The sequence below is a fragment of the Kaistia sp. 32K genome (assembly GCF_016629525.1).
Taxonomy (GTDB): domain Bacteria; phylum Pseudomonadota; class Alphaproteobacteria; order Rhizobiales; family Kaistiaceae; genus Kaistia.
On the sequence record NZ_AP024269.1, the window covers coordinates 3,292,095 to 3,317,166 of the forward strand.

Consider the following 25,072-nt stretch of genomic DNA (forward strand, 5'->3'; position numbering starts at 1 on the left):
AACCCTACCAGCCGGCGATCACCGTCTTGCCGATCGAGCGGCCGCCTTCGACCAGCTGATGCGCGGCGCGAAGCGTCGCTGCGTTGATGGGGCCGACGCGGTTGGTGAGCGTGGTGCGGATCTTCCCCGCCTCGACGAGGCCCGCCACCTCGTTCAGCAGCCTGTGCTGCTCGATCATGTCCGGCGTCTGGTGGATCGGCCGGGTGAACATCATTTCCCAGTGAATGCCGACGGACTTGCCCTTGAACGGCACGACGTCGAGCGTCGGCGTGTCGTCGATGACGCCGACATGGCCCTGTACCGCGACCAGCTTCTGGATCGCCGGCACGTGGTGCGCCGTGTCGGTCAGCGACAGCACGATGTCGACGGCCGGGATACCGATCCGTGCCACTTCCTCGTCGAGCGGCTTCGTGTGATCGACGACGTGATGCGCGCCGAGGCGCTTCACCCAGTCGATCGTCTCCGGCCGCGAGGCGGTGGCGATGACGGTCAAATCGGTCAGCGCCCGCGCCAACTGGATCGCCATCGAGCCGACGCCGCCGGCGCCGCCGATGACCAGCAGCGAACGCGTGTCCGCGCCCTTGCCCTTGCGCGCGCCGATCCGGTCGAACAGCAGCTCATAGGCGGTGATGGTGGTGAGCGGCAGCGCCGCGGCCTCGGCGAAATCGAGCGTCGCCGGCATGCGGCCGACGATGCGCTCGTCGACCAGGTGATATTCGGCATTGGTGCCGGGGCGGTTGATCACGCCGGCGTAGTAGACCCGATCGCCCGGCTTGAACAACGTCACCTCGGCGCCGACGGCGTCGACGATCCCGGCGGCGTCGTAGCCGAGCACGCGCGGCGTGTCGGAGCCGGCATTGCGACGGACCTTGGTGTCGACCGGATTGACCGAGACGGCCTCGACCTTGACGCGCAGATCGCGCGGGCCGGGTTCCGGCGTGTCGAGCGTGATGTCGACGAGGGCGTTCTCGTCGCTGGCGGGAAGGGATCGGGTGAAGGCGATGGCGCGCATGATGGCTCCGCTTTGGGGGGACCGCGAGGTGCGGCCGACATCGAGCCATTTCGAGCATATTGACCGCGACCGCAAGAATGCACAATTTAGGCCTATAGCGACCGAATGGATACTATTGGAGACGGGCCATGGGTGCGGACAAGAGAAACGACTTTGAGAAGTGCCCGGTCGAGACGACGCTCGAGCTGATCGACGGCAAATGGAAGGGCGTGGCGCTGTTCCATCTGCTCGACAACACGCTGCGCTTCAGCGAGCTGCGCCGCCTGGCGCCGGCGGTGACGCAACGCGTGCTGACCAAGCAATTGCGCGAGCTGGAGGCGGACGGGCTGGTGATCCGCACCGTCTATGCCGAGGTGCCGCCGCGCGTCGAGTACCGCCTGTCGCCGCTCGGCGAGACGCTCCGGCCGATCATCGTCGCGCTCCGCAACTGGGGCATCGCCTACCAGGAAAGAAAGCTGGGCGAACGCGACGCGGCGTGAGCCTTCTTTCTTGAACCTCCTCCTTGAGGGGAGGTCGAAAACGCCCTTGCGTTTTCGGGAGGGGGAATTCGCACCGCTTGCGGCAAGCCCGGCGAAGCGCCCCTCCCCAAGACCGCCTGAAGGCGGTCTTGACCCTCCCTCAAGGGGAGGGTTCAGATTCCGGGAGAGAACAGCCCCTACGCTGCCTTGGCGAGGGCCTGTTCCAGCGCCCGCCAGTCGGCCGGGGCGAGGACGGGCTTGACGCCCATGTCGACGATCGCCGCGAATATCGCCACCGGCATGGCCGCCTTCATGCCGCCCAGCATGCCGAGCCGCTCGGCCGGGTTCATCGCCGGGATCATGATGCGGATGAATTCCATCATCATGTCGGGCGCTACCGAGCCGACGATGTTGCCTTCGATCGCCGCCAGCTCGCCGTCGGTGAACAGCCGGTGCAGCAGCGAAAGCGTCTCCGTCTCCTCCTCGATCATGTGCTCGAAGTCGTCGGCGAGGAAGCCGGTGTAGAACAGGTAGAGCCCGCGCAGCTTCGGCGACCTTTTGTCGGCCGGCGTCGCCTCGATATCGGCGAGCCGCGCCAGCAGTTCGGCGAAATCGCGCTCATGGTGGTCATGGTCGTCGACGAGCCGGGACGTCGCGCCGCGGCTGCGCTTCTCGATCTCGGTGTGGATGTAGATGTCCTCGTGCTTGAGGTGCTTGCGCCCCATCTCGACCATCAGCCGGAGGTCCTGGATCAACTGGGCCACCTCGGCCTCGCTGCCCGAATCGACGGCGCCGAGACGGGTCATCAGCTGGCCCTGCGCGCGGCGCAGGCCCTTGTGGATCGATGCGTAGAGGTTGTAGCGCGTCTCATTGACGTAAACGGTCGTCATCATTGTCTCCTCGAAACCCCAAGCGGGATGCCGGATACAATCTGACGCTACGGAAGGCTGTGATGCAAATCACAGCGCGAGGCGTTTTCCCTGCGACTAAGGCGCGTAGGAGAGCGGGATGCTGGCCGGCGGCGAATAGGGGCCGGAAGCCGGCGGCGGCGACGGGGGCTGGCCCTGCAGGATCTGTTCACCCGGATTGGGCGCGAGGCTGTCCGGCGCGCCGAGATTGTCGTCCCAGCGATAGGTGAAGGTCCGCTGCTGCATGTTGGCCGGTGCCGGCGGCGGCGGCGTCTGCAGCAGCGTCGCCATCGGGATGCCGGCGTTCGGATCGAGCGGCGTCGGTCCCGGCGGCTGGAGCTGCGGCCGGCAATAGCGCGAGGTGCCCCTGGCGTTGTGGCGGGCGAGATCGATGTGGATGTGGTCCTCGTGCAGGCGGTTCGAGCCCGGCCCGAGCACGGTGGTGAAATATCCGCAGGCCGAGATCAGCGTCTCGCGCAGAAAAGCCTGGCTCGCCGGATCGCCGCGGCGCCAGTCGGTCTTGACGCGGATGGTGCGGCCATCGGCCAGGCGGAAGCCGGCGACGTCGAAGGCGTTGGCGAAGGCGTGCTCGGACAGCTTCTCGCCATGCCGGTTGTTGCGCGACCGGCAGGCATAGGTGCCCATGGTCAGGATCTCGGTGACCGGCATGCCGAAGCGGGCCTGGGCGGCGGGCTGCACGCCCTCGCGGATCCAGCGCTCCATCGTCTGGGTCATCATGCAGCCGAGCAGGACGTCGCCGCCGGTGACCGCGACGATGCCGCGTTCGAAGGCGTTCACCTTCAGCGGCTTCTCGATGCCGCAGGTTCCCTTGCCCTCGACTTCGCGCGCCGGGCGCTGGAAGTAGGAGGGAACCACCAGTTTCTGCGCGAAACAGGCTCGCTCCGTCGCGTCCCTCCAGCTTTCCCTTTGCTCCGAGAGGAAGTTCAGGGCGCAGCCAGAGAGCGAGACAAGAGCGAGCACAGACGCGATACGCAACGCTACGCAACTGTACATGCCGCGTAGAATGCGCCGGAAGCTCTTAAGGAAAGGTCAACCATGATTTCGCGGCGGCGTTGCATGCGCCAGCCGAAGTGACGCGATGGTTGAAGCTATTCGCCCATCGTTTCGACGGTCGCGAAACCCTCGACGGGGCCGGCCGCCTCGAACGGCGTCGTCACCTCGACGAAACTGTCGGGATAGAAGCCGTTGAAGCGGGTCCGGAGCGACAGCGAATAGGCGCCGATATGGCCGATCTCGATCCAGTCGCCGATGCCGATGCTCTCCGGCAGGTAGAACGGCCGCGACAGGATATCGACGGAATCGCAGGTGGCGCCGCAGACGCGGAACGGCACGATATTGTCGCCGTCGACCGTGCGCGGGCGCCGGGCCGGATCCGGCAGATGGCGGGCCGGCAGCGTGATCTTGCCGGTCCAGGAATCCGAGAGGGACGACCAGATGCCGTCATTGATATAGAGCCGCCGCCCCTTCTTCAGCAGCACGCGGACGACGACGGAAAGGCAGCGCGCGACGATCACCCGGCCGGGCTCGGCGACGAGCGGCACGTCGCCAAAGCCCCACTCCTCCGCCTCGCGCACGATGTCGGCGATCAGCGCCCCGGTCTCGGGCCGCACGACCTGCTTTCGCTTGGGATCGCTGCCATAGGCGGCCGGAAAGCCGCCGCCGATGTCGAGCGCCGCGAGCTCGACGCCGGCGCGCGAGCGCACCCAGGCGGCCGAGGCGAGCGCGCGCTCATAGGTGCCGGTATCCTCGACCTGGCTGCCGACATGGAAGCAGAGCCCGACCTTGAAGCCGAGCTTGGCGATCCGCTCGACCAGCTCGACCGCATGCCCCGGCGCGGCGCCGAATTTCTTCGAGAGTTCGTAGGCGGCATGTCCACGCGTCGCCAAGCGGACGAACAGCGTGATCTCCTCCGGATCGAGATCGAGCGCCCGCACGACGCGGACGATCTTGGCGACCTCGTCCTCATGATCGACGGCGATGACGCGGATGCCGTAGGTCTCGAGCGCCAGGCGGATGTCCGACTGCGCCTTGACCGGATGCATGTAGAGAAGCTCGGCATCCGGCGCGACGGCGCGGGCGGCGGCAAATTCCGCCGGCGAGGCGACGTCGAAGCAGTCGACGCCCGCCTCGGCGAGGGTCCTGAGCACCAGTGGCTCGCCATTCGTCTTCACCGCATAGGCCATGCGGCCGGGAAAGGCCTCTTTGAACGCCAGCGCATCGGCGCGCAGCACGCTCGGGCGGAAGCAGTAGAGCGGCTGGTCCGGACGAAGCTTGTAGGCTGCGTCGCGGGCGGTCTCGAAGCGATCCATTGTTCGCATCCCGTCTGGCCATGGCGCGGAGAGGCTATCAGCGCCCTGCCCGGCCGGAAACCCTGCCCTAGGGGAAGTCAGCTGGCCGGGTTCTGCATCACGGCGAGGTCGGAGAGAACGGCGGTGCCGTGGCGGGCGCGCAGGAAGCGCAGCGCGCGCTCGACATCCTCGTCGCCGAGCGCCTCATAGGCGCGCACCAGCGTCTCGACGGTCTCGCTCGCCTGCCCATGGCGGCGGCCGCGAATGGCGGCGATGGCGGCGAAGGTCTCGACCGTGACGCCGGCGGCCTTGCAGAGCACGGCGAGCGGCATCGTGTCCGGCTTGGCGATCATCCGCCGCACCATGTCGACGGGCAGGCCGGCGAAGGCGGCGAGCAGGCCGGCGACTTCGAGCATGCGGTCGCCGGAGGCGACGGTGGCGATCACGCTGGCGACGGGGCTGGTCGAGGCATCCGTCGTCACGGGCGCACCCGCCGCCCGGCGCGACGCGACCGGCAGCGGGATCACCTCAGCCATGCCGCTGGAGGCGGGAGCGCGGCGGGACGCGACAAGCGCGGCATCCGCCGGAAATTCGAGAAGCTGGCCCCATTCGCCCGCTTCCGGAGCCGGCCCGGTGCCGGCGCGGCGCGCCGCCAGCGTCTGCTCCGCCTCCTCGACGAGGATCGTCAGGCCATGCTGCGAGAAGCGCGCCCCGGGATTGCGGGCAAGAAGCTTCAGGATGGCCCGGTCGCCGCGATCAAGCAACGCGTCCGATACCGCTTCCGAGACCCAGAGGCGTCCGGCGATGGCGCCGAGGCGATCCCGCGGCAGCGTCTCGGCCAAAGTGACCAGCAGCGTGTCGTCGAAGGCGATCGAATGCCGCAGAACCGGTTCCGCCGTCTCGATCGCGCCGCCCGCCAGGTGGCTCAGCACGGCGGCGGGGGCGTTCGGCAGCAGGGCGATGCGCTCGGCGACTTCCAGCCGTTCCTCGGACGCAAGGCCGTCGAACACACCCAGCACGATCTCGGCATAAAGCGCCGCCGTCGGCGGCGACACCGTGTTGCCGGCATTGCCGAAGAGGTCCGTGATCGATGCCAGCAGCTCGGCCTTGCGGCCCGGGGGCGCATCGGCGTGCGGCTCGATCAGGTGATCATCCATGCGGGTCGTCCGGCCTTGTTGTCATCGGCCGGACGGTCGCAGCGAAACCATAAGAAACGATTGAGGGTCTCGGTTTCCGGAACGTTACTAAAGCCTCGCCAAAGCACGCCGGGATCCCCCATCCGGATGAACCGGCGTTGACGATTGTGACGGCAAGGTCGCGGAAAAATGACGTCGCGGCAGGCGCTTATCGCGGCGCAACTTGGGAGTTTATTCTACGGCTTAACGAAATTATGGCGCGATTCCGCGACTTTCGACGACTTCCTCGCAAAATCGCCTCTTGCCGGATTTGTCCATCACGTTAATATTTACGGTGGAAGTTGGGCGTGAAGAGAGACCCGGGAGATGTCCATGAGCCTCGCTAAACCGTTCCATCTGCTGGCCGTCAGCGCCGCTTTTGTGTTCATCGCGGCTATCGTATTCGGAGCGATCTGATTCCTCCGCCGGCCTTCTAGGAGCACGCGTTCCCGACAGCGTATCTGGCAGAACCGACCGGATCTCTTCCGGAAGGAGAGCAGTGCAGCCTTCGCAAGCCGTCCATCCCGGACGCCGCGCGTCGGCCGGACCTGCGAGGGTTTTCTGCGGTCGCTTCAGGCAGACCCCGGCTCCCCCGGGAGACGCCCCTCAAATCCCGAACCCCGCCCGGCAGCCCGCGACCACCGCCATTCCCGCGAACGCCGCCAGGATGTCGTTGCGCCGCCAGTAGAAGACGGCGATCGTCGCCGCGAAACCGGCATATTCGGCCGGGCCGCCATGCGCGACGATCGGCCCGAGGATCGCGCCCATGATCGCGAGCGGCAGCGCCTTCAGCCACGCCTCGACGCGCGGCGTCACCACCACGAAGCGCATCAGGAAGAAACCGGCGATGCGCGTCACATAGGACGCGACCGCCATCAGCCCGATGATGACCGCGAAGCCCGCCGTCGTGTTGGGATCAAGCGACATGCTTCGATCCCTCCTCGTTCACGCCCTTGCGCGGCAGGAAGGCGGCGGTGATGCTGCCGACGAGGCCGCCCGCCAGCACATGCATCGAGCCGCCGACGAAGCGCTCGAACAGGATCGCCACGAGGCCGCCGAGGATCAGCGGCAGCAGGTCGCTCCTCCCCTTCCAGAAGCCGCAGGCGAGCGACAGGAAGAAGGCCGGCAGGAAGAAATCGAGGCCGAGGCGGCGGGTGTCGCCGAGAAACTGGCCGAATCCCGCGCCGGCAACCGTGCCGGCCATCCAGCCGATCATGCAGCCGAAGCCGACGCCGACGAAGACGGCGACGTCGCGCCGGCCGAGATCGCGCTCCTGCATCGCCGTCGCCCAGTTGGCATCGACCATCAGGAACAGCGACGGATAGGCGATCCACGGCGACAGCCCGCGCATCCAGGGCTGCATCGCGGCGCCGAACAGCACATAGCGGGCGTTCATCGCGACCACGGCGACGAGCACCGCGAAGAGCAGGTCCGGCGCGCCCCAGGCATGCAGGGCGAGCAGTTGCGCGGTGCCGGCATAGACGAAGAGGCTCATCGAGGCGGCGCCGAGGACCGAGATGCCGACCTGGCCGGCGAGCACGCCGAACACGATGCCGAAGGCGATCATGCCCGGAAGCAGGGCCAAACCGTCAATGAAGCCCCGGCGAAGCCCGGTGGCCGTGAATGTTGCCGACATGGAGACTTTTTCTGGCGCGCGACGTCGCAGCGAAGGAGGAAACGGACTCCCTAGCGGATTCCGCCGCGCGGGGCCAGAGCCCCGCGCCGGTCCAGGGGACCGGCGTCTCGCCAAGTGATCTCGCTAAGCCGTATCGCCTGCCGCCCTACTCCGCCGCCTCCGCCCGGATCGGGTCGTAGTTCAGCACCGGGGCGAGCCAGCGCTCGGCTTCGCGGATATGCCAGCCCTTGCGGGCGGCGTAGTCGGCGACCTGATCGGCCTCGATCCGGCCGACGCCGAAATAATAGCTTTCGGGATGGCCGATATAGAGACCCGAGACGGAAGAGCCCGGCCACATGGCGAAGCTCTCGGTCAGCTTGATGCCGGCCTCGTTCTCGGCGTCGAGCAGGTCGAACAGGGTCCGCTTCTCGGTGTGGTCGGGCTGGGCCGGATAGCCCGGCGCCGGACGGATACCGGCATAGGTCTCGCGGATCAGCTCTTCGTTCGACAGCGTCTCGTCGCCGGCGTAGCCCCAGAATTCCTGGCGCACGCGCTGATGCATCCGCTCGGCGAAGGCTTCGGCGAGACGATCGGTGAGCGCCTGGCTCAGGATCTTCGAATAGTCGTCGTTCGAGCGGTTGAAGCGCTCGGCGACCGCCTCCTCGCCGATGCCCGTCGTCACCGCGAAGCCGCCGACATAGTCGCCAATCCCGGTCTCCTTCGGCGCGACGAAATCGGAGAGCGCGACATGGCGGCGCTTGTCGGTCGAGCGGGCGATCTGCTGGCGCAGCGTGTAGAAGGTCGCCTTCTCCGTATCGCGCGCCTCGTCCTCGTAGAGCGCGATGTCGTCGCCGACCGCGTTGGCGGGCCAGAAGCCGATCACGGCATTGGCCGAGATCCACTTCTCTTCGACCATCTGCTTCAGCATCGCCTGCGCGTCGCGGAACAGCGAGCGGGCCACCTCGCCGACCTTCTCGTCCTCGAGCAGCAGCGGATAGGTGCCCTTGATCTCCCAGGTCGCGAAGAACGGCGTCCAGTCGATATAGGGCACCAGCTCGGCGATCGGATAATCCTTGAACACCTTGGTGCCGAGGAAGCTCGGCCGGGTCGGCCGGTAGCTCGACCAGTCGAGCTTCAACCCGTCGGCGCGCGCGTCGGCGAGCGTGATGCGGCGCTTGTTCTCCTGCGCACGGGCATGCGCGTCGGCGATCCGGACATAGTCGGCCTGGACGTCGGCGACGTAGTTCGCCTTGTCGCGGCCGAGCAAGCTCGACGCCACGCCGACGGCGCGGCTCGCGTCGAGCACGTAGACCGCCTGGCCCTTGGCGTAATTCGGGTGGATCTTGACGGCCGTATGCACCTTCGACGTCGTGGCACCGCCGATCAGCAGCGGCACGTGGAAGCCCTCGCGCTCCATCTCGGCCGCGACATGGCACATCTCGTCGAGCGACGGCGTGATCAGGCCGGAGAGGCCGATGATGTCGACATTCTCGGCCTTGGCGGTCGCCAGGATCTTGGCCGCCGGCACCATCACGCCGAGGTCGATCACCTCGAAATTGTTGCACTGGAGCACGACGCCGACGATGTTCTTGCCGATGTCGTGCACGTCGCCCTTGACGGTGGCGAGCAGGATCTTGCCGGCGGAGGACGAGCCGGTCGTGCCGAGCAGGCGCTTCTCCTCCTCCATGAACGGCATCAGATAGGCGACCGCCTGCTTCATGACGCGGGCTGATTTCACCACCTGCGGCAGGAACATCTTGCCGGCGCCGAACAGGTCGCCGACGACGTTCATGCCGGCCATCAGCGGCCCCTCGATGACGTCGAGCGGCCGCGTCGCCTTGGCGCGCGCCTCCTCGGTGTCGAGCTCGATGAAATCCGTCAGGCCGGAGACCAGCGCATGCTCCAGCCGCTTCTCGACCGGCCATTCGCGCCAGGTGAGATCGGCTTCCTTCTTGGTGCTGGCGCCGCCCTTGAACCGCTCGGCGATCTCGAGCAGGCGCTCGGTACCGTCGGCGCGGCGGTTGAGGATGACGTCCTCGCAGAGATCGCGCAGCTCCGGGTCGATGTCGTCATAGACCGGCAGCGCGCCGGCATTGACGATGCCCATGTCCATGCCGGCGGCGATGGCATAGTAGAGAAACACCGAGTGCATCGCCGCGCGCACCGTCTCGTTGCCGCGGAACGAGAAGGACAGGTTCGAGATGCCGCCCGAAATATGCGCGTGCGGCAGGTTCTGGCGGATCCAGCGCGTCGCCTCGATGAAGTCGACGCCGTAATTGTTGTGCTCCTCGATGCCGGTCGCGATGGCGAAGACGTTCGGATCGAAGATGATGTCTTCCGGCGGATAGCCGATCTCCTCGACGAGGATCTTGTAGGCGCGCGCGCAGATCTCCGTCTTGCGCTCGAAGGTGTCAGCCTGGCCCTTCTCGTCGAAGGCCATGACGACAACGGCCGCGCCATAGCGGCGGAGCTTCTTGGCGTGCTCGCGGAACTGGTCCTCGCCCTCCTTCATGGAGATCGAATTGACGATCGGCTTGCCCTGGACGCATTTCAGGCCCGCCTCGATCACCGACCATTTCGATGAATCGATCATCACCGGAACCCGGGCGATGTCGGGCTCCGCCGCCAAAAGGTTCAGGAAGGTGACCATGGCGTTTTCGGAATCGAGCAGGCCCTCGTCCATGTTGACGTCGAGGACCTGCGCGCCGTTGTTGACCTGCTCGCGCGCGACGTCGAGCGCCGCCGAATAATCGCCGGCCGTGATCAGCTTGCGAAACTTCGCGGAGCCGGTGACGTTGGTCCGCTCGCCGATATTGACGAAGATGGCGGTCGCGCTAGTCATGAAGCGAGCTCAAACGGTTCGAGGCCGGAAAGGCGCATTTTGGGGGTGACGGCCGGGATGGCTCGCGGCGCAACGCCTTGAACCGCCTCGGCGATCGCCTGGATATGGTCCGGCGTCGTGCCGCAGCAGCCGCCGACGACGTTGACGAGGCCGGACTTGGCGAACTCGCCGACCAGCACGGCCATCGCCTCGGGGCTCTCGTCATATTCGCCGAATTCGTTCGGCAGGCCGGCATTCGGATAGGCGCAGACCAGCGTGTCGGCGATGCGGGCGATCTCGTCGATATGGGCGCGCATCTCGCTGGCGCCGAGCGCGCAGTTCAGACCGATCGAGAACGGCCGCGCATGGCGCAGCGAATACCAGAACGCCGTCGGCGTCTGGCCGGAAAGCGTGCGCCCGGAGAGATCGGTGATCGTGCCGGAGATCATCACCGGCAGGACGACGCCCTTCTCGTCGAACACGTCCTCGACGGCGGCGACCGCCGCCTTGGCGTTCAGCGTGTCGAAGATCGTCTCGATCAGGATGAGATCGGCGCCGCCGTCGATCAGGCCGCGCGTGGCATCCGCATAGGCGTCGCGGAGCTCGTCGAAGGTGACGGCGCGAAAGCCGGGATTGTTCACGTCGGGCGAGATCGAGGCGGTGCGGTTGGTCGGCCCGATCGCGCCGGCGACGAAGCGCGGCCGGCCGGTCGCGGCGGCAACCGTGTCGGCGGCGCGCTTGGCGACCCGCGCGCCTTCGAGGTTGAGCTCATAGGCGAGTTCCTCCATGCCGTAATCGGCCTGGGCGATCGTCGTCGACGAGAAGGTGTTGGTCTCGACGATATCGGCGCCCGCCTCGAAATACTGGCGGTGGATGGCCTCGATCGCGTCCGGCTTGGTGATGACCAGCAGGTCGTTGTTGCCCTTCAGGTCGCGGTGCCAGTCCTTGAAGCGCTCGCCGCGAAAGTCGGCTTCGGAGAGCTTCAGCCGCTGGATCATCGTGCCCATGGCGCCATCGAGCACGAGGATGCGTTCGGAAGCGGCGCGCTTCAGATCGGCAAGTCGCCTGTCCTGGTTCGTGCTCATTGGCATCACCTCATTCCTGTTCTCGCGTCGGCGCCCAGGGATTGATGAGCGCCACGCCCGTATCGTTCATGTCGGCGACGTTTCGCGTCACCAAGGTCATTCCATGCGCCAAGGCCGTCGCCGCGATCAGCGTGTCGACGACCGGGCGCGGCCGTATCGCGCTAAGCCTGCCCCAGACATCGGCGACCGCTTCATCAACGACAAGCAGCCGATCAGCATAGACTTCCGCGATCTCCGCGATCCATTCGTCCAAGCTATCCGCCGCGCGGACATCCGTCCGACGTCGCGTTTCGGCGCCCTTTCGCAACTCCCCAAGTGTCAGCACGCTCAGGCAGACATGCCGCTCCCGTATCGAAACGAGAAAGCTCAATACGTTGCCATCCGGCCGAGGCCGCCTGGCCTCGGATACGACATTCGTGTCGAGCAGAAACCCGGCCTCACTCAAGATCGATATCTCGCGGAAGCTCCTTCGACCGCTCGACATCGATGTCAAATCTCGGGCCATCCAGCAGGAAGTCGACGAAATTCCGCCGCTTCTTCGCCAGCGCCTCATATTCGTCGATCGAGACCACGACGGCGCGCGCCTTGCCATGACGCGTGATCGTCTGCGGTCCCTCGCTGATGGCGCGATCAATGACCTCGCTCAGCTTCGTCTTCGCCTCCTGCACCTGCCACGACGCCATTGCGCTCCCTCCCGATCAAACCGACCATAAATATAGTCGTTCCGACCAGAATTTGCATCCTTAGGCGACAGCTACCTTCGCTTCGCTCCCCTCCACCGTCACCGGCCGCATGCCGAGCAGGTGGCAGATGGCGTAGACGAGGTCGGCGCGGTTCATCGTGTAGAAATGGAACTCGTTGACGCCCCGGTCGACCAGGTCAAGCACCTGCTCGGCGCAGACGGCGGCGGCGACGAGCTGCCGCGTCGACGCATCGTCCTCCAGCCCCTCGAAACGGGCGGCAAACCAGGCGGGAATGCTGGCGCCGGCCTTCTCGGCGAATTTCGCCGTCTGGGTGAAGTTCTGCACCGGCACGATGCCCGGCACGATCGGAATGTCGATGCCCGCCGCGGCGACGCGGTCGAGGAAGGCCGAATAGAGGTCGTTGTCGAAGAAGAACTGGGTGATCGCCCGCGTCGCGCCGGCGTCGACCTTGCGCTTCAGATTGTCGATCTCCGTCTGCCAGTCGCGGCTCTCCGGATGCCGCTCGGCATAGGCCGAGACCGACACCTCGATCTCCGGATGGCGGGTGCGGATGGCGCTGACGAGATCGGACGCCTGCGCATAGCCTTCCGGGTGCGGCTGGTAGACGGCGCCGATGCCCTCGACCGGGTCGCCGCGCAGGCCGACGATGTGGCGCACGCCCGTCGCCGCATAGGCATCGACGACGGCGTCGATCTCCGCCTTGCTGGCGCCGACACAGGTCAAATGCGCCGCCGGCTTCAGCGCCGTCTCGGTCAGGATGCGCGAGACGGTGGCGTGGGTGCGCTCGCGGGTCGAGCCGCCGGCGCCATAGGTGACCGAGACGAAGGACGGCGAGAGCGGCGCCAGCCGCTCGATCGACGACCACAGCGTCTGCTCCATCGCTTCCGTCTTGGGCGGGAAGAACTCGAACGACACCTTGAGCCCGGAGGCCCCGGCCCCGTTGCGGCTCGCCCGATCGATCGTCTCACGCATCACGCGGTCTCCAGCCCCTTGGTTGCCCCGGCGACGATGAAGCGCGGATCGCGCGCCAGCCAGAGCGTTACTGTCAATTGTTCTTCCGCTGACTTCGCCGCCAGGTCGGTCGCCGCTTCGAGCACGAGGCCCGCCTGGTCGATCCAGCCGCGCATCGTTTCGTGCGAGAAGCCGAGCCGGCGGTGCGCATGGCGCTCGCGCAGGAATTCGAGGCTGTGCGGCGCGAAATCGACCACCAGCAGCCGCCCGTCCGGGCGCAGCACGCGCGCGGCCTCTGCCAGCGCCACAGCAGGATCGTCGAGATAGTGCAGGACCTGGTGGATGGCCACGAGATCAAAACTGTCGCGCGGCATCGGCAGCTTCATGATGTCGCCATGGCGGATCTGCGCATGCGCGATGCCGGCCTTGTCGAGATTGGCGCGCGCCACCGCGAGCATCGCCGTCGACGCGTCGATGCCGACCGCGCGCTGATAAATCGGCGCGAACAGTTCGAGCATCCGGCCGGTGCCGGTGCCGATATCGAGGAACGAGCCGATCGGCCGGGTGCCGATAATCTTCAGCATCGCGGCCTCGACGGCGGCGTCGGGCACATGCAGCGAGCGGATGGTGTCCCAGTCCGCGGCGTTCTCGGTGAAATAGCGGGCCGCCAGCTGCGCATGCTCGCGCTTGACGCCGGCCAGCCATTCGCGGTCGCGGGCGAGCGAGCTGTCATCCGTCGTCGCGAGCGCGACCAGATCCTGCACAAGCCGCCTTTCGGCCGGCGATTCGGAAATCCGGTAATAAACCCACGCGCCTTCCGGATGGCGCTCGATCAGCCCGGCCTCTGTCAGGAGTTTCAGATGGCGCGAGATGCGCGGCTGCGACTGGCCGAGGATGGCGGTCAGATCCTTGACCGAGAGCTCGCCGGCGGAGAGCAGCGCCAGGATCCGATAGCGCGTCGCCTCGCCGGCCGCCTTCAGCGCCGTGATGATCGCATCCGTCGAAAGAGCCGCCTGGCCCGCCATGGTGAAAGCTCCAGCCTCGTCGCGCGGCGCGACATCGCCACCACCGAGATTGGAGTAGATATAAAGATATCTTTATATCTGTAAAGGGTCTTGTCAGGCGATCGTGACCACCGGCCTGTCCCGATCGGCGATCGCGACGCGGGCGACGCCGCCGGAGAAGCGCTCGATCAGCTGCAGCAGATCGGCGATCGCCGCGTCGAGATCGCCCTCGCCATTCGTCTGCAGCGTGACGATGGCGCGGTGGCTTTCCGGCGTCACCAGCGAGCGGCCGTCCTGGCGCCAGTTCCAGCGCCGGCACAGCACTTTCGAGGCATCGGCATAGACCACCTCGCCCTCTTTCGGCGGATCCTCGACTGGACCGGCGCCGCCGTCCTCGCCGCCCGCCATATCGAGGAAGCTGTCGCCCGGCCGCGCATAGCGGAAGGCGAGATCGCCGGTAACCCGGTCGAGATCATCGGCACCAAGCGGCAGCACATGCGTGAGGGACACCGCGTTATAGGCATCGACAAAGCTGTTGATGACGGGCAGCGGCCGCTCGGCCAGCCCGTTCTTGACGAGGCGCTCGACCGAGGAGCGGTAGCTCGTCTTCTTGATGCCGAAGGCGCGATAGGCCCGGCGCCAGGCGGCGACGCCCGGTATCTCCGAAAGCTCGGTGCCGCCCCAGCGCCGGCGCGCCTCTGCCTCGCGCGTCTCGATCAGCGCCGCGAGCTCGGCCGGACGATCCGGTCGAATTGCCAGATCCTCCGCGACGACGGCGGCAACGCGAAAATCCGGAAAGGCGGCGACGAGTTCGGAGATGTCGAGGCGCATTGGGAGGATCCTGCCACAAGGTTGGCCCTCTCTGCCCGATATCGGCGCGGCGTGAAAGGCATCCGCTTGCGCGTTCGGGCCGGACAAGGAAACGGACAAGAAAAAAGGCGGCGCCAGGGGCGCCGCCTTTCACATTCAAATATCGCGAAGCCCTACTCCGCCGCGGCGGCGAGGCCTTCGGTCGGCAGGCCGAGCTTGGTGGCGACGCCGATGCCGTATTCCGGATCGGCGCGGTAGAAGTGCACCAGCTGGCGATTGATGATCTCGACCGGCACGCCCTGCATGGCGGCGGCGAGGTTGCTGAACAGGCGGTCCTTCTGTTCGGCATTGAACAGGCGGAACAGATCGCCCGGCTGCCTGTAGTCGTCATTGCCAACGCGGTGATTGTAGCGTTCCGCATCGCCGGAGATCTTCAGCGGCGGCTCGGCGACAGCCGGCGTTTCCTTCGGGCCATTGAACGAATTCGGCTCGTAGTAAGCGTCGTTGTTGGTCGCCGGCGGGAAGAAGCGCATGGCTCCGTCCTTGTGGTAGTTGTGCACCGGCACCTTCGGTGCATTGACCGGCAGCGCCTCGTAATGCGTGCCGAGGCGGTAACGGTGCGCGTCGGCATAGGAGAAGATGCGCGCCTGCAGCATCTTGTCGGGCGAGAAGCCGATGCCCGGGACGATATTCGACGGCGAGAAGGCGACCTGCTCGATCTCGGCGAAGTAGTTTTCCGGATTGCGGTTCAGCTCGAGGATGCCGACGTCGATCGGCGGATAATCGCCGTGCGGCCACACCTTGGTCAGGTCGAAGGGATTGTACCAGGTCTTCTCGGCGTCCGTCTCCGGCATCACCTGGACCTGTACCTTCCACTTCGGGAATTCGCCCCGCTCGATCGCGCCGAAGAGGTCTTCCTGCGTCGATTCACGGGTCTTGCCGACGACATCAGCGGCTTCCGCATTGGTCCAGTGCTCATGACCCTGCAGGGTCTTGAAGTGGAACTTGACCCAGAAGCGCTCATTCGCGGCGTTGATGAACGAATAGGTGTGCGAGCCGTAGCCGTTCATCTTGCGGACCGAGGTCGGCAGACCGCGATCGGAGAACAGGGTGGTGACCTGGTGCAGGCTCTCGGGCGACAGCGACCAGAAATCCCACATCGCCGTCGGCGAGCGCAGATTGGTCTTCGGATGGCGCTTCTGCGTGTGGATGAAGTCCGGGAACTTCAGCGGATCGCGGACGAAGAACACCGGCGTGTTGTTGCCGACGAGGTCCCAGTTGCCGTCTTCCGTGTAGAACTTGAGCGCGAAGCCGCGAACGTCGCGCTCGGCATCGGCCGCGCCGAGCTCGCCGGCGACCGTCGAGAAGCGGGCGATCATGGGCGTCGTGGCGCCCGGCTGCAGCGCCTTGGCCTTGGTATATTGCGAGATGTCGCCGGTAACCGTCAGCGTGCCATAGGCGCCCCAGCCCTTGGCGTGGACGACGCGCTCGGGAATGCGCTCGCGATTCTGGTGGGCGAGCTTCTCGACCAGCTGCCAATCCTGCAGCAGGACCGGGCCGCGCTCGCCGGCCGTCAGGGAATTCTGGTTATCCGCGATCGGCGCGCCGGCCGTCGTCGTGAGTTTGTCAGTCATGGCGCCCTCCAGGTTCGTTTCGGCGACGTCCGAGCCGCCTTCGACATGGCGCTAAGATGCCACGCGTTTAGATCAGTTCCAATCATATTGATTGCCACCAACGATAAGAATAACTTATCGACCATGATTCAGATCAATTCCAGGCGGAAAAAGCCGTGATCACCCTTCGGCAGCTGCGCTATTTCGAGGCGGTGACGCGCCATCTCCACTTCGGTCGGGCGGCGGATGAATGCGCCGTGACGCAGCCGGCGCTCTCGCAGCAGATCCAGGATCTGGAGGCGACGCTCGGCGTCCCGCTGATCGAGCGCGGGTCCCGGCGGATCACCATCACGCCCAAGGGTGAGGAGATCGCCCGCCGCGCCGTCCGTATCCTCGGCGAAGTCCGCGACTTGACCGACTATGCACTGCATGGCGGCGACGCGCTGACGGGTCCGCTCAGGCTCGGCGTCATCCCGTCGATCGCGCCCTATCTGCTGCCGAAGGCGCTGCCGCTGGTGCAGAGCACCTATCCGAAGCTCGAGCTGCATCTGCGGGAAACGCAGACCGCCGCCCTGGTCGACGAACTGGCGCAGGGCAAGTTGGACGTCGTGCTGATGGCGCTGCCGGCGCGCGACGCCGGCTTCGAGAGCCTGCCGCTCTTTGTCGATCGCTTCCTGCTGGCGACGAAGGCGGACGCGACGGCCGACACCGCCGCCTTTGCCAGTCCCGACCAGATCCCGCCGGATCGGCTGCTGCTGCTGGAGGAAGGCCATTGCCTGCGCGACCAGGCGCTGACCTATTGCCGGATACCGCGCTCCGAGAAGATGAGCGGCTTCGGCGCGGCGAGCCTCTCGACCATCATGCAGATGGTGGCGAACGGCTATGGCGTGACGCTGCTGCCGGAGATGTGCGTCGCGATCGAGGCGCGCGACGAACGCATCGCGCTTGCCCGCTTCAGCACGCCGGAGCCGGAGCGCGAGATCGGCCTCGTCTGGCGGCGCTCCTCGCCCCGCCGCGCCGATTTCGAGGCGCTCGGCCGGCTGCTGGTGACGGCGGCGGGCGCCGACGAAGCCCCGAAGGCTCCCATGCCGGCGCGCCGGCTGGAACCGGCGGCGAGCTGAGCCGCCCGGAGGGCTGGAACGGACAGGTTGCATTTACGCCGATCCACTAGCGGCCGAGCGGCGCCTCCCTTACGGTAGGCACGTCCCGCCAACCGCTCCCCGGAGATCGCGATGAAATACAGCCTCCTTGTCGCCGCGAGCCTGACGCTCGCCTTCGCCGGCCAGGCCCAAGCCGCCATCCCGCTCGTCAACGCCACCTGCCCCGGGAAGATCGAGGTCCACGCCGACGAGGGCGGCCCGATCTACATCAACGGCAAGGAAGCCAAGCTGAAGAAGTTCAACGACAATTACTTCGAGGCCAAGGGCGGCGGCGTGACGATCTCGCTGTCTATCAACCCCGACGGATCGGCTTCCGTCTCCTACACCGGCAAGCACGGCGCCAACGGCGTCTGCACGGTCAAGTAGGCCGAAGCGGCGGAGGACGGGGCTCTCCACGTCATCCGCCCCGTCGCGCGCTAGCTATTTGTTTGGTCGCGTTTTCTTCACGCGAACCGGGATCCACTTCGCTCGAAAACGCTCTAGGCGCGGACGGCGACCGCGAAGAGGCGCGGGAAGCGCAGCAGCACGCGGCCGTCGGCGAGCGGCGGGTAGAGCGCGGCGACGCGCTCGGAATAGGCCTCGAGGAACGCCTCGCGCAGATCCGGCTCGACCACCTCGAGATAGCGCCGGAGGCCGGTACCCTTGACCCATTCGACGATCGCCGAAGCATCGGCGAGCGGGTGGTTGTAGATCGTGTGCCAGACCTCGAGCTTCGCCGATTTCGGCCCGAGCGCGTCGAAATACTCCGTCGGCGACGGCAGCAGCTGCCGCCGGCTGCTGCGATTGGCGAAGGCGCTGGCCCAGGGGCCGGCATGCGCCACCTCCTCCATCAGCATGTGCGTGGGCTCGCCGAGATTGTCCGGCATCTGCACGGCCAGCACGCCGCCGGGGCGGAGGCTGTCCATCAGGCGCCGCAGCACGGTGATGTGGTCGGGGATCCACTGGAACAGCGCATTGGCGAACAGGAGATCGACCGGCTCGGGCGGTGCCCAGGTGGCGACATCCACCTCGAGGAACTGCCGCTCGGGCAGGCGCTCGCGGGCGGCGTCCAGCATGTCGGGCGCGGAATCGACGCCGAGGATCTCGGCGTCCGGATAGCGCTCGGCCAGAAGCTCGGTGGAATTGCCGGGGCCGCAACCGAGATCGACGATCGACTGGGCGCTGGCCAGCGGCACCTGCGCCAACAGATCGCGCGCGGGGCGCGTGCGCTCGTCCTCGAACTTCACATATTGGCTCGCCGACCACGCCAGCTGGTTCATCTGCACCCCCTGCCTCATTCCAACACGTTCATCCTGCACGGCTCCGCAACCAGAACATAGAAGCCGAGTCGCCCCATCCTAGCCCCATCGGCGGACAATTCCATGAACGCACGTCCATAACGCGCCCCTGACGACGCGGCGGCGCGCGACGCGGCGACCGCCCTTGCTGTGACGCGCATCACAGACAGGGACGAGTGTGCGTGAGACGCTGCAACCAAGATGATGTTCCGGCAATGGAACGCCCAACAAAACCATTCTCCGAAGCGCTCGTGCGCGACGGATCCGAGACCCTCTTCCCCTCGGGGTCGAGGAAGGGCGAACGGCCCTGCCCCTGCCCCCCAAGACCCAGGCAGGGCCGTTCGCCGAAACTTCCGCCCGGACGACGATCGGGCACAGCGCCAAACCGGCAGGGCCGGTGGGGCGGCGGACGGATCCGGCCCGCTGCGCCGCAGAGCGCGGGCCGGCCCGTCCGTCCGCTGCTGTCCGCAAAAGCCCATGGCGCTGCAACGGCCGGTTGCCGCCATCGCTTGTATGATTTTTACCCGGGCCTGATACATTTCATCGACATTGCCGCGAAACTTGGTACGACCGTTGCGATGAACGATCGAATCCAAGCCTTGCCTATCGAAGCCTTGCAGCTCGAAGCATCGCAGCTCGAAGCCCTGCCGCCGGTCCTGATCGACTATCTTGCCGCGGTGGAGCCCGGCAGGACGGTGCTGCATCGCCATGATGCGGAGGACCAGTCCGGCAGCTGTTCCGCGAGCCCCGCCGCCGCCAAGATCGCCTATTTCCACGATCCCGAGACGTCGAACCTCTACGAGATTCATTTCGACCAGCATTCGAGCTCGACGGTCCGCATCGACCTGAACCGGCGCGAAGTGCACAAGAAGCTCGCCCGCTTCATCGAGCACGGCATCGAGGAGCGGGAAATCCGCTGGCTGACCGCGATGGCGCCGACCGGCGTGGTGCCGCGGCTCATCGACCACACGCCGGGCCTGTTGCGCATGGACTATGTCGGCGAGCCGACCCGGCGCTACAACCTGCCGGCCGACTGGCGCGACCAGGCCGACGCGATCCTGGCCGCGCTGGCCTCGGCCGGCTGCTGCCACAACGACATCAAGTGCGACAACCTGATGGTGCTCGACGGCAAGATCACGCTGGTCGATTTCGGCTGGGCGACGGCCAAGGGCGACCCGATCCCGCCGCACTGGCCGCAGGGCATCGGCCGCCAGCACCGGCTCGGCATCCACCAGTTCGACGACCGCCACGCCATCCACGCAGCGCTCGCCTCGGCCGAGCGCGACGAGGTCGACCGCTCGATCGTCCTGCCGGCGTAAGTGCCTGGTACGCCCGTCAGCCGAGCGCCTTCATCGATCGCTCGACCAGCGCCTCCAGTTCCGCGCGCCCTGCCCCATCGCGCGCCTGAAACGAGATGGCCTGCAGGATCCCGTGGCAATAAGCGGCCAGGCTGTCGATGTCCGTTTCGGGGGCCAGATCGCCCTCGGCAAGCCCGCGCCGTAGCCGCGCCCGGATCAGCTCGAGCGTGGTTCGACGCGCCGCGAGAAGATGGTCTCGGGCGGCCTGGTTCTCGGGCAGGTGATTGACGACGCCGAGAATGAGCAGACATCCGCCCGTCCTGGTCGACAGCGCGACATGGATACTGCCGTGCAGCATCGCCCGGACCGCCTCCCGGACGTCGGCCTCCGCCTCCAGCGCCGCCATGGGTGGCGCACCGATCGTCGACATATAGAGATCCACCGCCTCGCAGAAGGCGGCCTCCTTCGACGCGAAGGCGGCGTAGAAACTGGGCGGGGCGATGCCCATGGCCGCTGTCAGGTCGGTGAGCTGCGCGCCCTCGTAACCCTTGGACCAGAACAGATCCATCGCCCGCTCCAGCGCCCGCTGGCGATCGAAACTGCGTGGGCGCCCCCTGGATGCCATGGTCAACCTTTCTGTAGTCGGAATTCAATAAATCACTTGACCACCTTCGGCAACGCCAATACGCATTTATTGAATTCTGACTACACAATAGCCCCGCGTCGCACCAACCCTTCGGGGACACGGCGCCCGCGCCCGGAAAGGACGACACAATGAATGGATCTGCGGACGCCGTGCGCGCACTCGTGGAGGAACTCTTCCGGAGGACGGGATCCGGCGCGGCGCCGGAAACGATCGCCGAGCTCTTCAGCGAGGACGTCGACTGGTACATTGCCGGCGACGTCGCGCTGGTGCCGTGGATCGGCCGCAAGAAGGGTCGGGCCGGCGCGGCCGAGTTCTATCGCCAGATTCGCGCGTTGATCGGTTCCGAGCGCTTCGAGCTGAGCGAGATCCTCGTCGCGGGCGACCGCGCCATCGCCGTCGGCTCTCTCGCATCCAGGGTCCTGAGCACCGGCAAGCTCATCGAGACGGAATTCGCCTTCGATCTCACCATGGCCGACGGACTGATCCGCCGCTTCCGGATGTTCGAGGACAGCTTCGCCGTGGCGCAGGCGGCCGCCTGACGGAACCGGGATCCACCAATTCGACGGCCGCCACGCCATCCACGCGGCGCTTGCTTCGGCCGAGCGCGACGAGTCGACCGCTCGATCGTCCTACCGGCGTGAATGTCCGGCCCATAGTGTCATGACGAGATCTGCACGCGATCTGCGTTCCAGAACTCGCCCATCATCCTGAGGTGCCCGGCGAAGCCGGGCCTCGAAGGAGGGTCCAGGAAACGCCCCGGGGCGGATTTCGCCAGACTTTGCCTGCAACCACAGTTCCGCTGAATCCTCCTTCGAGGCTTCGCTCACGCGAAGCACCTCAGAATGATGGTGGAGCCTGGTCAATCCGACTCCATGGCCAATGGCGATGATCCCGCGCCTGCCAAAGGATTTATGACAACATTCCCTTTGGGAATGTAGAGTGATCTGCAACCCCTGCGATTTGCCGAGATGAGGGGCACCTCATGATCAATCGCGATTTCTTCTTCCGACAGTGCAGGCTGACCCTATTCGACGGTAGACTGAGGGCCGGCCAGGTCGGGGGATTGACCACGCTTCTTGACGAATGGGAGGCGCAGCATGCTGCCAAGGACGATCGCTGGCTTGCCTACGCGCTCGCCACCACGCATCACGAGACCGACCGTTCCATGCAGCCGATCCACGAGCGCGGCAGCAAGGAATATTTCCGCCAGAAATACGACATCACGGGCGACTATCCCGCCAGAGCCAGAAAGAACGGCAACACGACGCCGGGTGATGGCGTCAAATATTGCGGACGAGGCTATGTCCAGCTCACCTGGAAAAACAACTACATCCGGGCCGGCGACGAAATCGGCCATCCGGAGCTCGTCGATCATCCGGACGACGCGATGGATCCGGTCTATGCCAAGAAGATACTGTTTCTCGGCATGATGGGCGGCTGGTTCACCGGCAAGCGCCTGTCCGACTATTTCGACGGCCCGAAGGAGGAGTGGGTGCAGGCCCGCCGCATCATCAACGGCCTCGACAAGGCGAACCTGATCGCGAGCTACGGCCAGGCCTACTACGCCGCGATCAGCTACACGGTCTGACATCGGCGGAAGCCGATCGACAGCCTGCCATCGGGAGCGGACTACGCGCCGGCGAGCGCCCGCTCCACCGCCGCCTCGGCGTGGAGCGTCGTCGTGTCGTAGAGCGGCACGGCGCTGTCCTCGGAGCGGACCAGCAGCATGATCTCCGTGCAGCCCAAGATGATCGCCTCGGCGCCGCGCTCGGCGAGGCGCGCCATCACACCCCGGTAGATCTCGCGCGAAGACGGCTCGACGCGCCCCTGCACCAGCTCCTCATAGATGATCCGGTGCACGTCGGCGCGGTCCTCCGCCTCCGGTACGAGGACCTCGAGGCCGTGCTCGCGCGCGAGGCGGCCCTTGTAAAAGTCCTGCTCCATGGTGAAGGCGGTGCCGAGCAGACCGACGCGCGTGACGCGGGCCGCCTTGATCCGCTCCGCCGTCGGATCGGCGATGTGGACGAGCGGGATGCCGATCGCCGCCTGCACGTCATCCGCCATGCGGTGCATGGTGTTGGAGCAGATGAGGACGAAATCGGCGCCGCCGCGCTCGAGCCGCCGCGCGGCGTCGATCATCAGCTCCGTCGCCGTGTCCCAGCGCCCGCTCGCCTGCAGCGCCTCGATCTCGGCGAAGTCGAACGACCACATCAGGATGCGGGCCGAGGCGAGCCCGCCGAGCTGCGCCCGCACCGCCTCGTTGAGGATGCGGTAATATTCGGCCGAGCTTTCCCAGCTCAGCCCGCCGATCAGCCCGATCACCTTCTGCGCCACGCCCGCCTCCTCCATGGCCCGTCCGGACCTCGCCAAAATGAAACGGGCGGACCCGCTTCCCCATGAAAGGGAAGCCGGTCCGCCCGCGCAAGTCTGAAAGCGATACGCCTTAGCGCGTCAGCTTCTTGTACTTGATCCGGTGCGGCAGGATCGCGTCATTGCCGAGGCGACGCTTCTTGTCTTCCTCGTAGTCGGCGAAGTTGCCCTCGAACCACTCGACATGGCTGTCGCCCTCGAAGGCGAGGATGTGCGTGGCGAGCCGGTCGAGGAACATACGATCGTGGCTGATGATCACGGCGCAGCCGGCGAAATCCTCCAGCGCCTCTTCCAGCGCCGCCAGCGTCTCGGTGTCGAGGTCGTTGGTCGGTTCGTCGAGGAGGATGACGTTGTTGGCGTCCTTCAGCAGCTTGGCGAGGTGCACGCGGTTGCGCTGGCCGCCCGAGAGCGTGCCGACCTTCTGCTGCTGGTCGCCGCCCTTGAAGTTGAAGGCGCCGGCATAGGCGCGCGTGTTCACTTCCTTCTTGCCGAGATAGAACACTTCGGCGCCGCCGGAGATTTCCTCCCAGACGGTCTTGTTGGAAGCGAGATCGTCGCGGCCCTGGTTGACGTAGCCGAGCTGGACCGTGTCGCCGAGCGAGATCGAGCCCGAATCCGGCTTCTCCTCGCCGGTGATCATCTTGAACAGGGTCGACTTGCCGGCGCCGTTCGGGCCGATGACGCCGACGATGCCGCCCGGCGGCAGCTTGAACGAGAGGTTGTCGATCAGCAGGCGGTCGCCATAGCTCTTGGACAGGCCCTCGACCTCGATGACCTTGTCGCCAAGACGCTCGCCGACCGGAATGACGATCTGCGCCGTCTGCAGCGTCTTGCCCTCGGCGCGCTCAACCAGCTCGTCATAGGCCTTGATACGGGCCTTCGACTTGGACTGGCGGGCCTTCGGCGACTGGGCGATCCACTGGCGCTCGCGCTCGATCGCCTTCATGTGGGTCATGTCCTCGCGACCCTCCTGCTCCATACGCTTGGCCTTCTTCTCCAGATAGGCGGAGTAGTTGCCTTCGTACGGGATCGAACGGCCGCGATCGAGCTCGAGAATCCAGCCCGTGACGTTGTCGAGGAAGTAGCGATCGTGGGTGACGATCAGGATGGCGCCGGGATAATCGCGCAGATGACCTTCGAGCCAGTTGATCGATTCGGCGTCGAGATGGTTGGTCGGCTCGTCGAGGAGCAGCAGGTCGGGCTGCTCGAGCAGCAGGCGGCAGAGCGCGATGCGGCGCTTCTCACCACCGGAGAGGTTCTCGACCGAGGCGTCGCTGGGCGGGCAGCGCAGCGCGTCCATGGCCATCTCGACCTGGCTCTCCAGATCCCAGAGGTTCTGGCTGTCGATGATGTCCTGGAGCTTGGCGCCCTCCTCCGCGGTCTCGTCGGAGTAGTTCATCATCAGTTCGTTGTAGCGGTCGAGGATCGCCTTCTTCTTGGCGACGCCTTCCATCACGTTCTCGAAGACGTTCTTGGTCGGATCGATCTTCGGCTCCTGGGCGAGGTAGCCGACGGTCGCGCCCTGCGCCACCCAGGCCTCGCCCGTGAAGTCCTTGTCGAGGCCGGCCATGATCTTGAGCAGCGTCGACTTACCCGAGCCGTTCGGGCCGAGCACGCCGATCTTGGCATCGGGATAGAAGGAGAGATGGACGTTCTCCAGCACCTTCTTGCCGCCGACATAGGTCTTGGTCAGACCCTGCATGAAATAGATAAACTGCCGCGCCATGAATTCGCTCCGAAGGCCCTCTTCGCCAAAAGGGCAGGATGTAGGGATGAGGTTGCCGTTCTTCTAGTCGAAGCGCCGCCAAGGGGCAACGCGGCGCGTCGCCGGACAGGCGCGGGAGAACGGATATTCA

Annotated in this window: 23 protein-coding genes and 1 pseudogene; 6 read left to right on the plus strand and 18 right to left on the minus strand. The window is 66.2% G+C overall.

Annotation, left to right across the window (positions count from 1 at the left end; translation table 11 throughout):
- Positions 1-4: 4 nt before the first annotated feature.
- Entirely contained in the window at positions 5-1,012 is a 1,008-nt protein-coding gene (locus K32_RS15250; RefSeq protein ID WP_201400340.1) for a zinc-binding alcohol dehydrogenase family protein, read from the minus strand.
- A 128-nt stretch (positions 1,013-1,140) separates the two neighbouring features.
- On the opposite strand from K32_RS15250, the gene K32_RS15255 reads away from it, so the two are divergent.
- Positions 1,141-1,491 carry a helix-turn-helix domain-containing protein gene (locus tag K32_RS15255; RefSeq protein WP_201400341.1) on the plus strand — a complete coding sequence of 117 codons (351 nt, stop codon included), beginning with the start codon at positions 1,141-1,143 and terminating at the stop codon, positions 1,489-1,491.
- 176 nt (positions 1,492-1,667) lie between these two features.
- On the opposite strand, the gene K32_RS15260 is transcribed toward K32_RS15255, so the two are convergent.
- The 13 genes and pseudogenes from K32_RS15260 to K32_RS15320 all read right to left on the minus strand — a co-directional run bounded on the left by K32_RS15260 (position 1,668) and on the right by K32_RS15320 (position 16,486).
- Positions 1,668-2,360: a hemerythrin domain-containing protein gene (locus K32_RS15260; RefSeq protein WP_201400342.1), complete on the minus strand. Its 693-nt coding sequence runs from the start codon at positions 2,358-2,360 to the stop codon at positions 1,668-1,670.
- A 96-nt stretch (positions 2,361-2,456) separates the two neighbouring features.
- A complete protein-coding gene (locus K32_RS15265) occupies positions 2,457-3,254 on the minus strand; it encodes an extensin family protein (RefSeq protein WP_201400343.1) in 798 nt (265 codons plus the stop codon).
- 233 nt (positions 3,255-3,487) lie between these two features.
- On the minus strand, positions 3,488-4,708 hold the full coding sequence (locus K32_RS15270) for an alanine racemase (RefSeq protein ID WP_201400344.1): 1,221 nt from the start codon (positions 4,706-4,708) through the stop codon (positions 3,488-3,490).
- 77 nt (positions 4,709-4,785) lie between these two features.
- Entirely contained in the window at positions 4,786-5,844 is a 1,059-nt protein-coding gene (locus tag K32_RS15275) for a DUF2336 domain-containing protein (RefSeq protein WP_201400345.1), read from the minus strand.
- A 624-nt stretch (positions 5,845-6,468) separates the two neighbouring features.
- Entirely contained in the window at positions 6,469-6,789 is a 321-nt protein-coding gene (locus tag K32_RS15280; RefSeq protein ID WP_201400346.1) for an AzlD family protein, read from the minus strand.
- Complete coding sequence (locus K32_RS15285; RefSeq protein WP_201400347.1) at positions 6,779-7,498, minus strand: AzlC family ABC transporter permease; 720 nt, start codon at positions 7,496-7,498, stop codon at positions 6,779-6,781. The genes K32_RS15280 and K32_RS15285 overlap by 11 nt, the downstream gene beginning before the upstream one ends.
- Positions 7,499-7,643: 145 nt before the next feature.
- Positions 7,644-11,389 (minus strand): annotated as a pseudogene (gene metH, locus K32_RS15290) (methionine synthase).
- Between the two features lie 4 nt (positions 11,390-11,393).
- The gene (locus K32_RS15295; RefSeq protein ID WP_244669531.1) at positions 11,394-11,753 is read right to left on the minus strand and encodes a type II toxin-antitoxin system VapC family toxin; all 360 of its coding nucleotides are present in this window, start codon (positions 11,751-11,753) and stop codon (positions 11,394-11,396) included.
- 67 nt (positions 11,754-11,820) lie between these two features.
- A complete protein-coding gene (locus tag K32_RS15300) occupies positions 11,821-12,066 on the minus strand; it encodes a type II toxin-antitoxin system Phd/YefM family antitoxin (protein ID WP_201400349.1) in 246 nt (81 codons plus the stop codon).
- Positions 12,067-12,126: 60 nt separating this feature from the next.
- Positions 12,127-13,059 (minus strand): methylenetetrahydrofolate reductase [NAD(P)H], encoded by a 933-nt coding sequence (metF, locus tag K32_RS15305; RefSeq protein ID WP_201400350.1) that lies wholly within the window; start codon positions 13,057-13,059, stop codon positions 12,127-12,129.
- Positions 13,059-14,063 (minus strand): metalloregulator ArsR/SmtB family transcription factor, encoded by a 1,005-nt coding sequence (locus K32_RS15310; protein ID WP_201400351.1) that lies wholly within the window; start codon positions 14,061-14,063, stop codon positions 13,059-13,061. Before K32_RS15310 ends, metF begins: the two co-directional genes overlap by 1 nt.
- Before the next feature lie 93 nt (positions 14,064-14,156).
- The gene (locus tag K32_RS15315; protein ID WP_201400352.1) at positions 14,157-14,873 is read right to left on the minus strand and encodes a B3/4 domain-containing protein; all 717 of its coding nucleotides are present in this window, start codon (positions 14,871-14,873) and stop codon (positions 14,157-14,159) included.
- Between the two features lie 152 nt (positions 14,874-15,025).
- A complete protein-coding gene (locus tag K32_RS15320; protein ID WP_201400353.1) occupies positions 15,026-16,486 on the minus strand; it encodes a catalase in 1,461 nt (486 codons plus the stop codon).
- A 155-nt stretch (positions 16,487-16,641) separates the two neighbouring features.
- Here K32_RS15320 and K32_RS15325 point away from each other — a divergent pair, with 155 nt between their 5' ends.
- Complete coding sequence (locus tag K32_RS15325; RefSeq protein ID WP_201400354.1) at positions 16,642-17,586, plus strand: hydrogen peroxide-inducible genes activator; 945 nt, start codon at positions 16,642-16,644, stop codon at positions 17,584-17,586.
- Between the two features lie 111 nt (positions 17,587-17,697).
- Complete coding sequence (locus K32_RS15330) at positions 17,698-17,991, plus strand: hypothetical protein (RefSeq protein WP_201400355.1); 294 nt, start codon at positions 17,698-17,700, stop codon at positions 17,989-17,991.
- 113 nt (positions 17,992-18,104) lie between these two features.
- On the opposite strand, the gene tam is transcribed toward K32_RS15330, so the two are convergent.
- Positions 18,105-18,875: a trans-aconitate 2-methyltransferase gene (tam, locus tag K32_RS15335; RefSeq protein ID WP_201404514.1), complete on the minus strand. Its 771-nt coding sequence runs from the start codon at positions 18,873-18,875 to the stop codon at positions 18,105-18,107.
- 626 nt (positions 18,876-19,501) lie between these two features.
- On the opposite strand from tam, the gene K32_RS15340 reads away from it, so the two are divergent.
- On the plus strand, positions 19,502-20,221 hold the full coding sequence (locus tag K32_RS15340) for an RIO1 family regulatory kinase/ATPase (RefSeq protein ID WP_201400356.1): 720 nt from the start codon (positions 19,502-19,504) through the stop codon (positions 20,219-20,221).
- Positions 20,222-20,237: 16 nt separating this feature from the next.
- On the opposite strand, the gene K32_RS15345 is transcribed toward K32_RS15340, so the two are convergent.
- Complete coding sequence (locus K32_RS15345; protein ID WP_244669532.1) at positions 20,238-20,768, minus strand: TetR/AcrR family transcriptional regulator; 531 nt, start codon at positions 20,766-20,768, stop codon at positions 20,238-20,240.
- 206 nt (positions 20,769-20,974) lie between these two features.
- Here K32_RS15345 and K32_RS15350 point away from each other — a divergent pair, with 206 nt between their 5' ends.
- A complete protein-coding gene (locus K32_RS15350) occupies positions 20,975-21,385 on the plus strand; it encodes a nuclear transport factor 2 family protein (protein WP_201400358.1) in 411 nt (136 codons plus the stop codon).
- Positions 21,386-21,909: 524 nt separating this feature from the next.
- A complete protein-coding gene (locus tag K32_RS15355; protein ID WP_244669534.1) occupies positions 21,910-22,434 on the plus strand; it encodes a glycoside hydrolase family 19 protein in 525 nt (174 codons plus the stop codon).
- A gap of 41 nt (positions 22,435-22,475) precedes the next feature.
- On the opposite strand, the gene K32_RS15360 is transcribed toward K32_RS15355, so the two are convergent.
- Both K32_RS15360 and ettA read right to left on the minus strand, forming a co-directional pair.
- Positions 22,476-23,180, minus strand: a complete 705-nt coding sequence (locus tag K32_RS15360) for an aspartate/glutamate racemase family protein (RefSeq protein WP_305798439.1) — start codon at positions 23,178-23,180, stop codon at positions 22,476-22,478.
- Positions 23,181-23,289: 109 nt separating this feature from the next.
- Positions 23,290-24,942, minus strand: coding sequence for an energy-dependent translational throttle protein EttA (gene ettA / locus K32_RS15365; protein WP_201400361.1), 1,653 nt, complete (start codon positions 24,940-24,942; stop codon positions 23,290-23,292).
- Positions 24,943-25,072 lie beyond the last annotated feature (130 nt).

Bases quoted from the DNA above. Each gene is read 5' to 3' on its own strand.
- K32_RS15250 (WP_201400340.1), bottom strand. From the start codon at position 1,012: ATGCGCGCCATCGCCTTCACCCGATCCCTTCCCGCCAGCGACGAGAAC.
- K32_RS15255 (WP_201400341.1), top strand. From the start codon at position 1,141: ATGGGTGCGGACAAGAGAAACGACTTTGAGAAGTGCCCGGTCGAGACG.
- K32_RS15260 (WP_201400342.1), bottom strand. From the start codon at position 2,360: ATGACGACCGTTTACGTCAATGAGACGCGCTACAACCTCTACGCATCG.
- K32_RS15270 (WP_201400344.1), bottom strand. From the start codon at position 4,708: ATGGATCGCTTCGAGACCGCCCGCGACGCAGCCTACAAGCTTCGTCCG.
- K32_RS15275 (WP_201400345.1), bottom strand. From the start codon at position 5,844: ATGGATGATCACCTGATCGAGCCGCACGCCGATGCGCCCCCGGGCCGC.
- K32_RS15280 (WP_201400346.1), bottom strand. From the start codon at position 6,789: ATGTCGCTTGATCCCAACACGACGGCGGGCTTCGCGGTCATCATCGGG.
- K32_RS15285 (WP_201400347.1), bottom strand. From the start codon at position 7,498: ATGTCGGCAACATTCACGGCCACCGGGCTTCGCCGGGGCTTCATTGAC.
- K32_RS15300 (WP_201400349.1), bottom strand. From the start codon at position 12,066: ATGGCGTCGTGGCAGGTGCAGGAGGCGAAGACGAAGCTGAGCGAGGTC.
- metF (WP_201400350.1), bottom strand. From the start codon at position 13,059: ATGCGTGAGACGATCGATCGGGCGAGCCGCAACGGGGCCGGGGCCTCC.
- K32_RS15310 (WP_201400351.1), bottom strand. From the start codon at position 14,063: ATGGCGGGCCAGGCGGCTCTTTCGACGGATGCGATCATCACGGCGCTG.
- K32_RS15315 (WP_201400352.1), bottom strand. From the start codon at position 14,873: ATGCGCCTCGACATCTCCGAACTCGTCGCCGCCTTTCCGGATTTTCGC.
- K32_RS15320 (WP_201400353.1), bottom strand. From the start codon at position 16,486: ATGACTGACAAACTCACGACGACGGCCGGCGCGCCGATCGCGGATAAC.
- K32_RS15330 (WP_201400355.1), top strand. From the start codon at position 17,698: ATGAAATACAGCCTCCTTGTCGCCGCGAGCCTGACGCTCGCCTTCGCC.
- K32_RS15345 (WP_244669532.1), bottom strand. From the start codon at position 20,768: ATGGATCTGTTCTGGTCCAAGGGTTACGAGGGCGCGCAGCTCACCGAC.
- K32_RS15350 (WP_201400358.1), top strand. From the start codon at position 20,975: ATGAATGGATCTGCGGACGCCGTGCGCGCACTCGTGGAGGAACTCTTC.
- ettA (WP_201400361.1), bottom strand. From the start codon at position 24,942: ATGGCGCGGCAGTTTATCTATTTCATGCAGGGTCTGACCAAGACCTAT.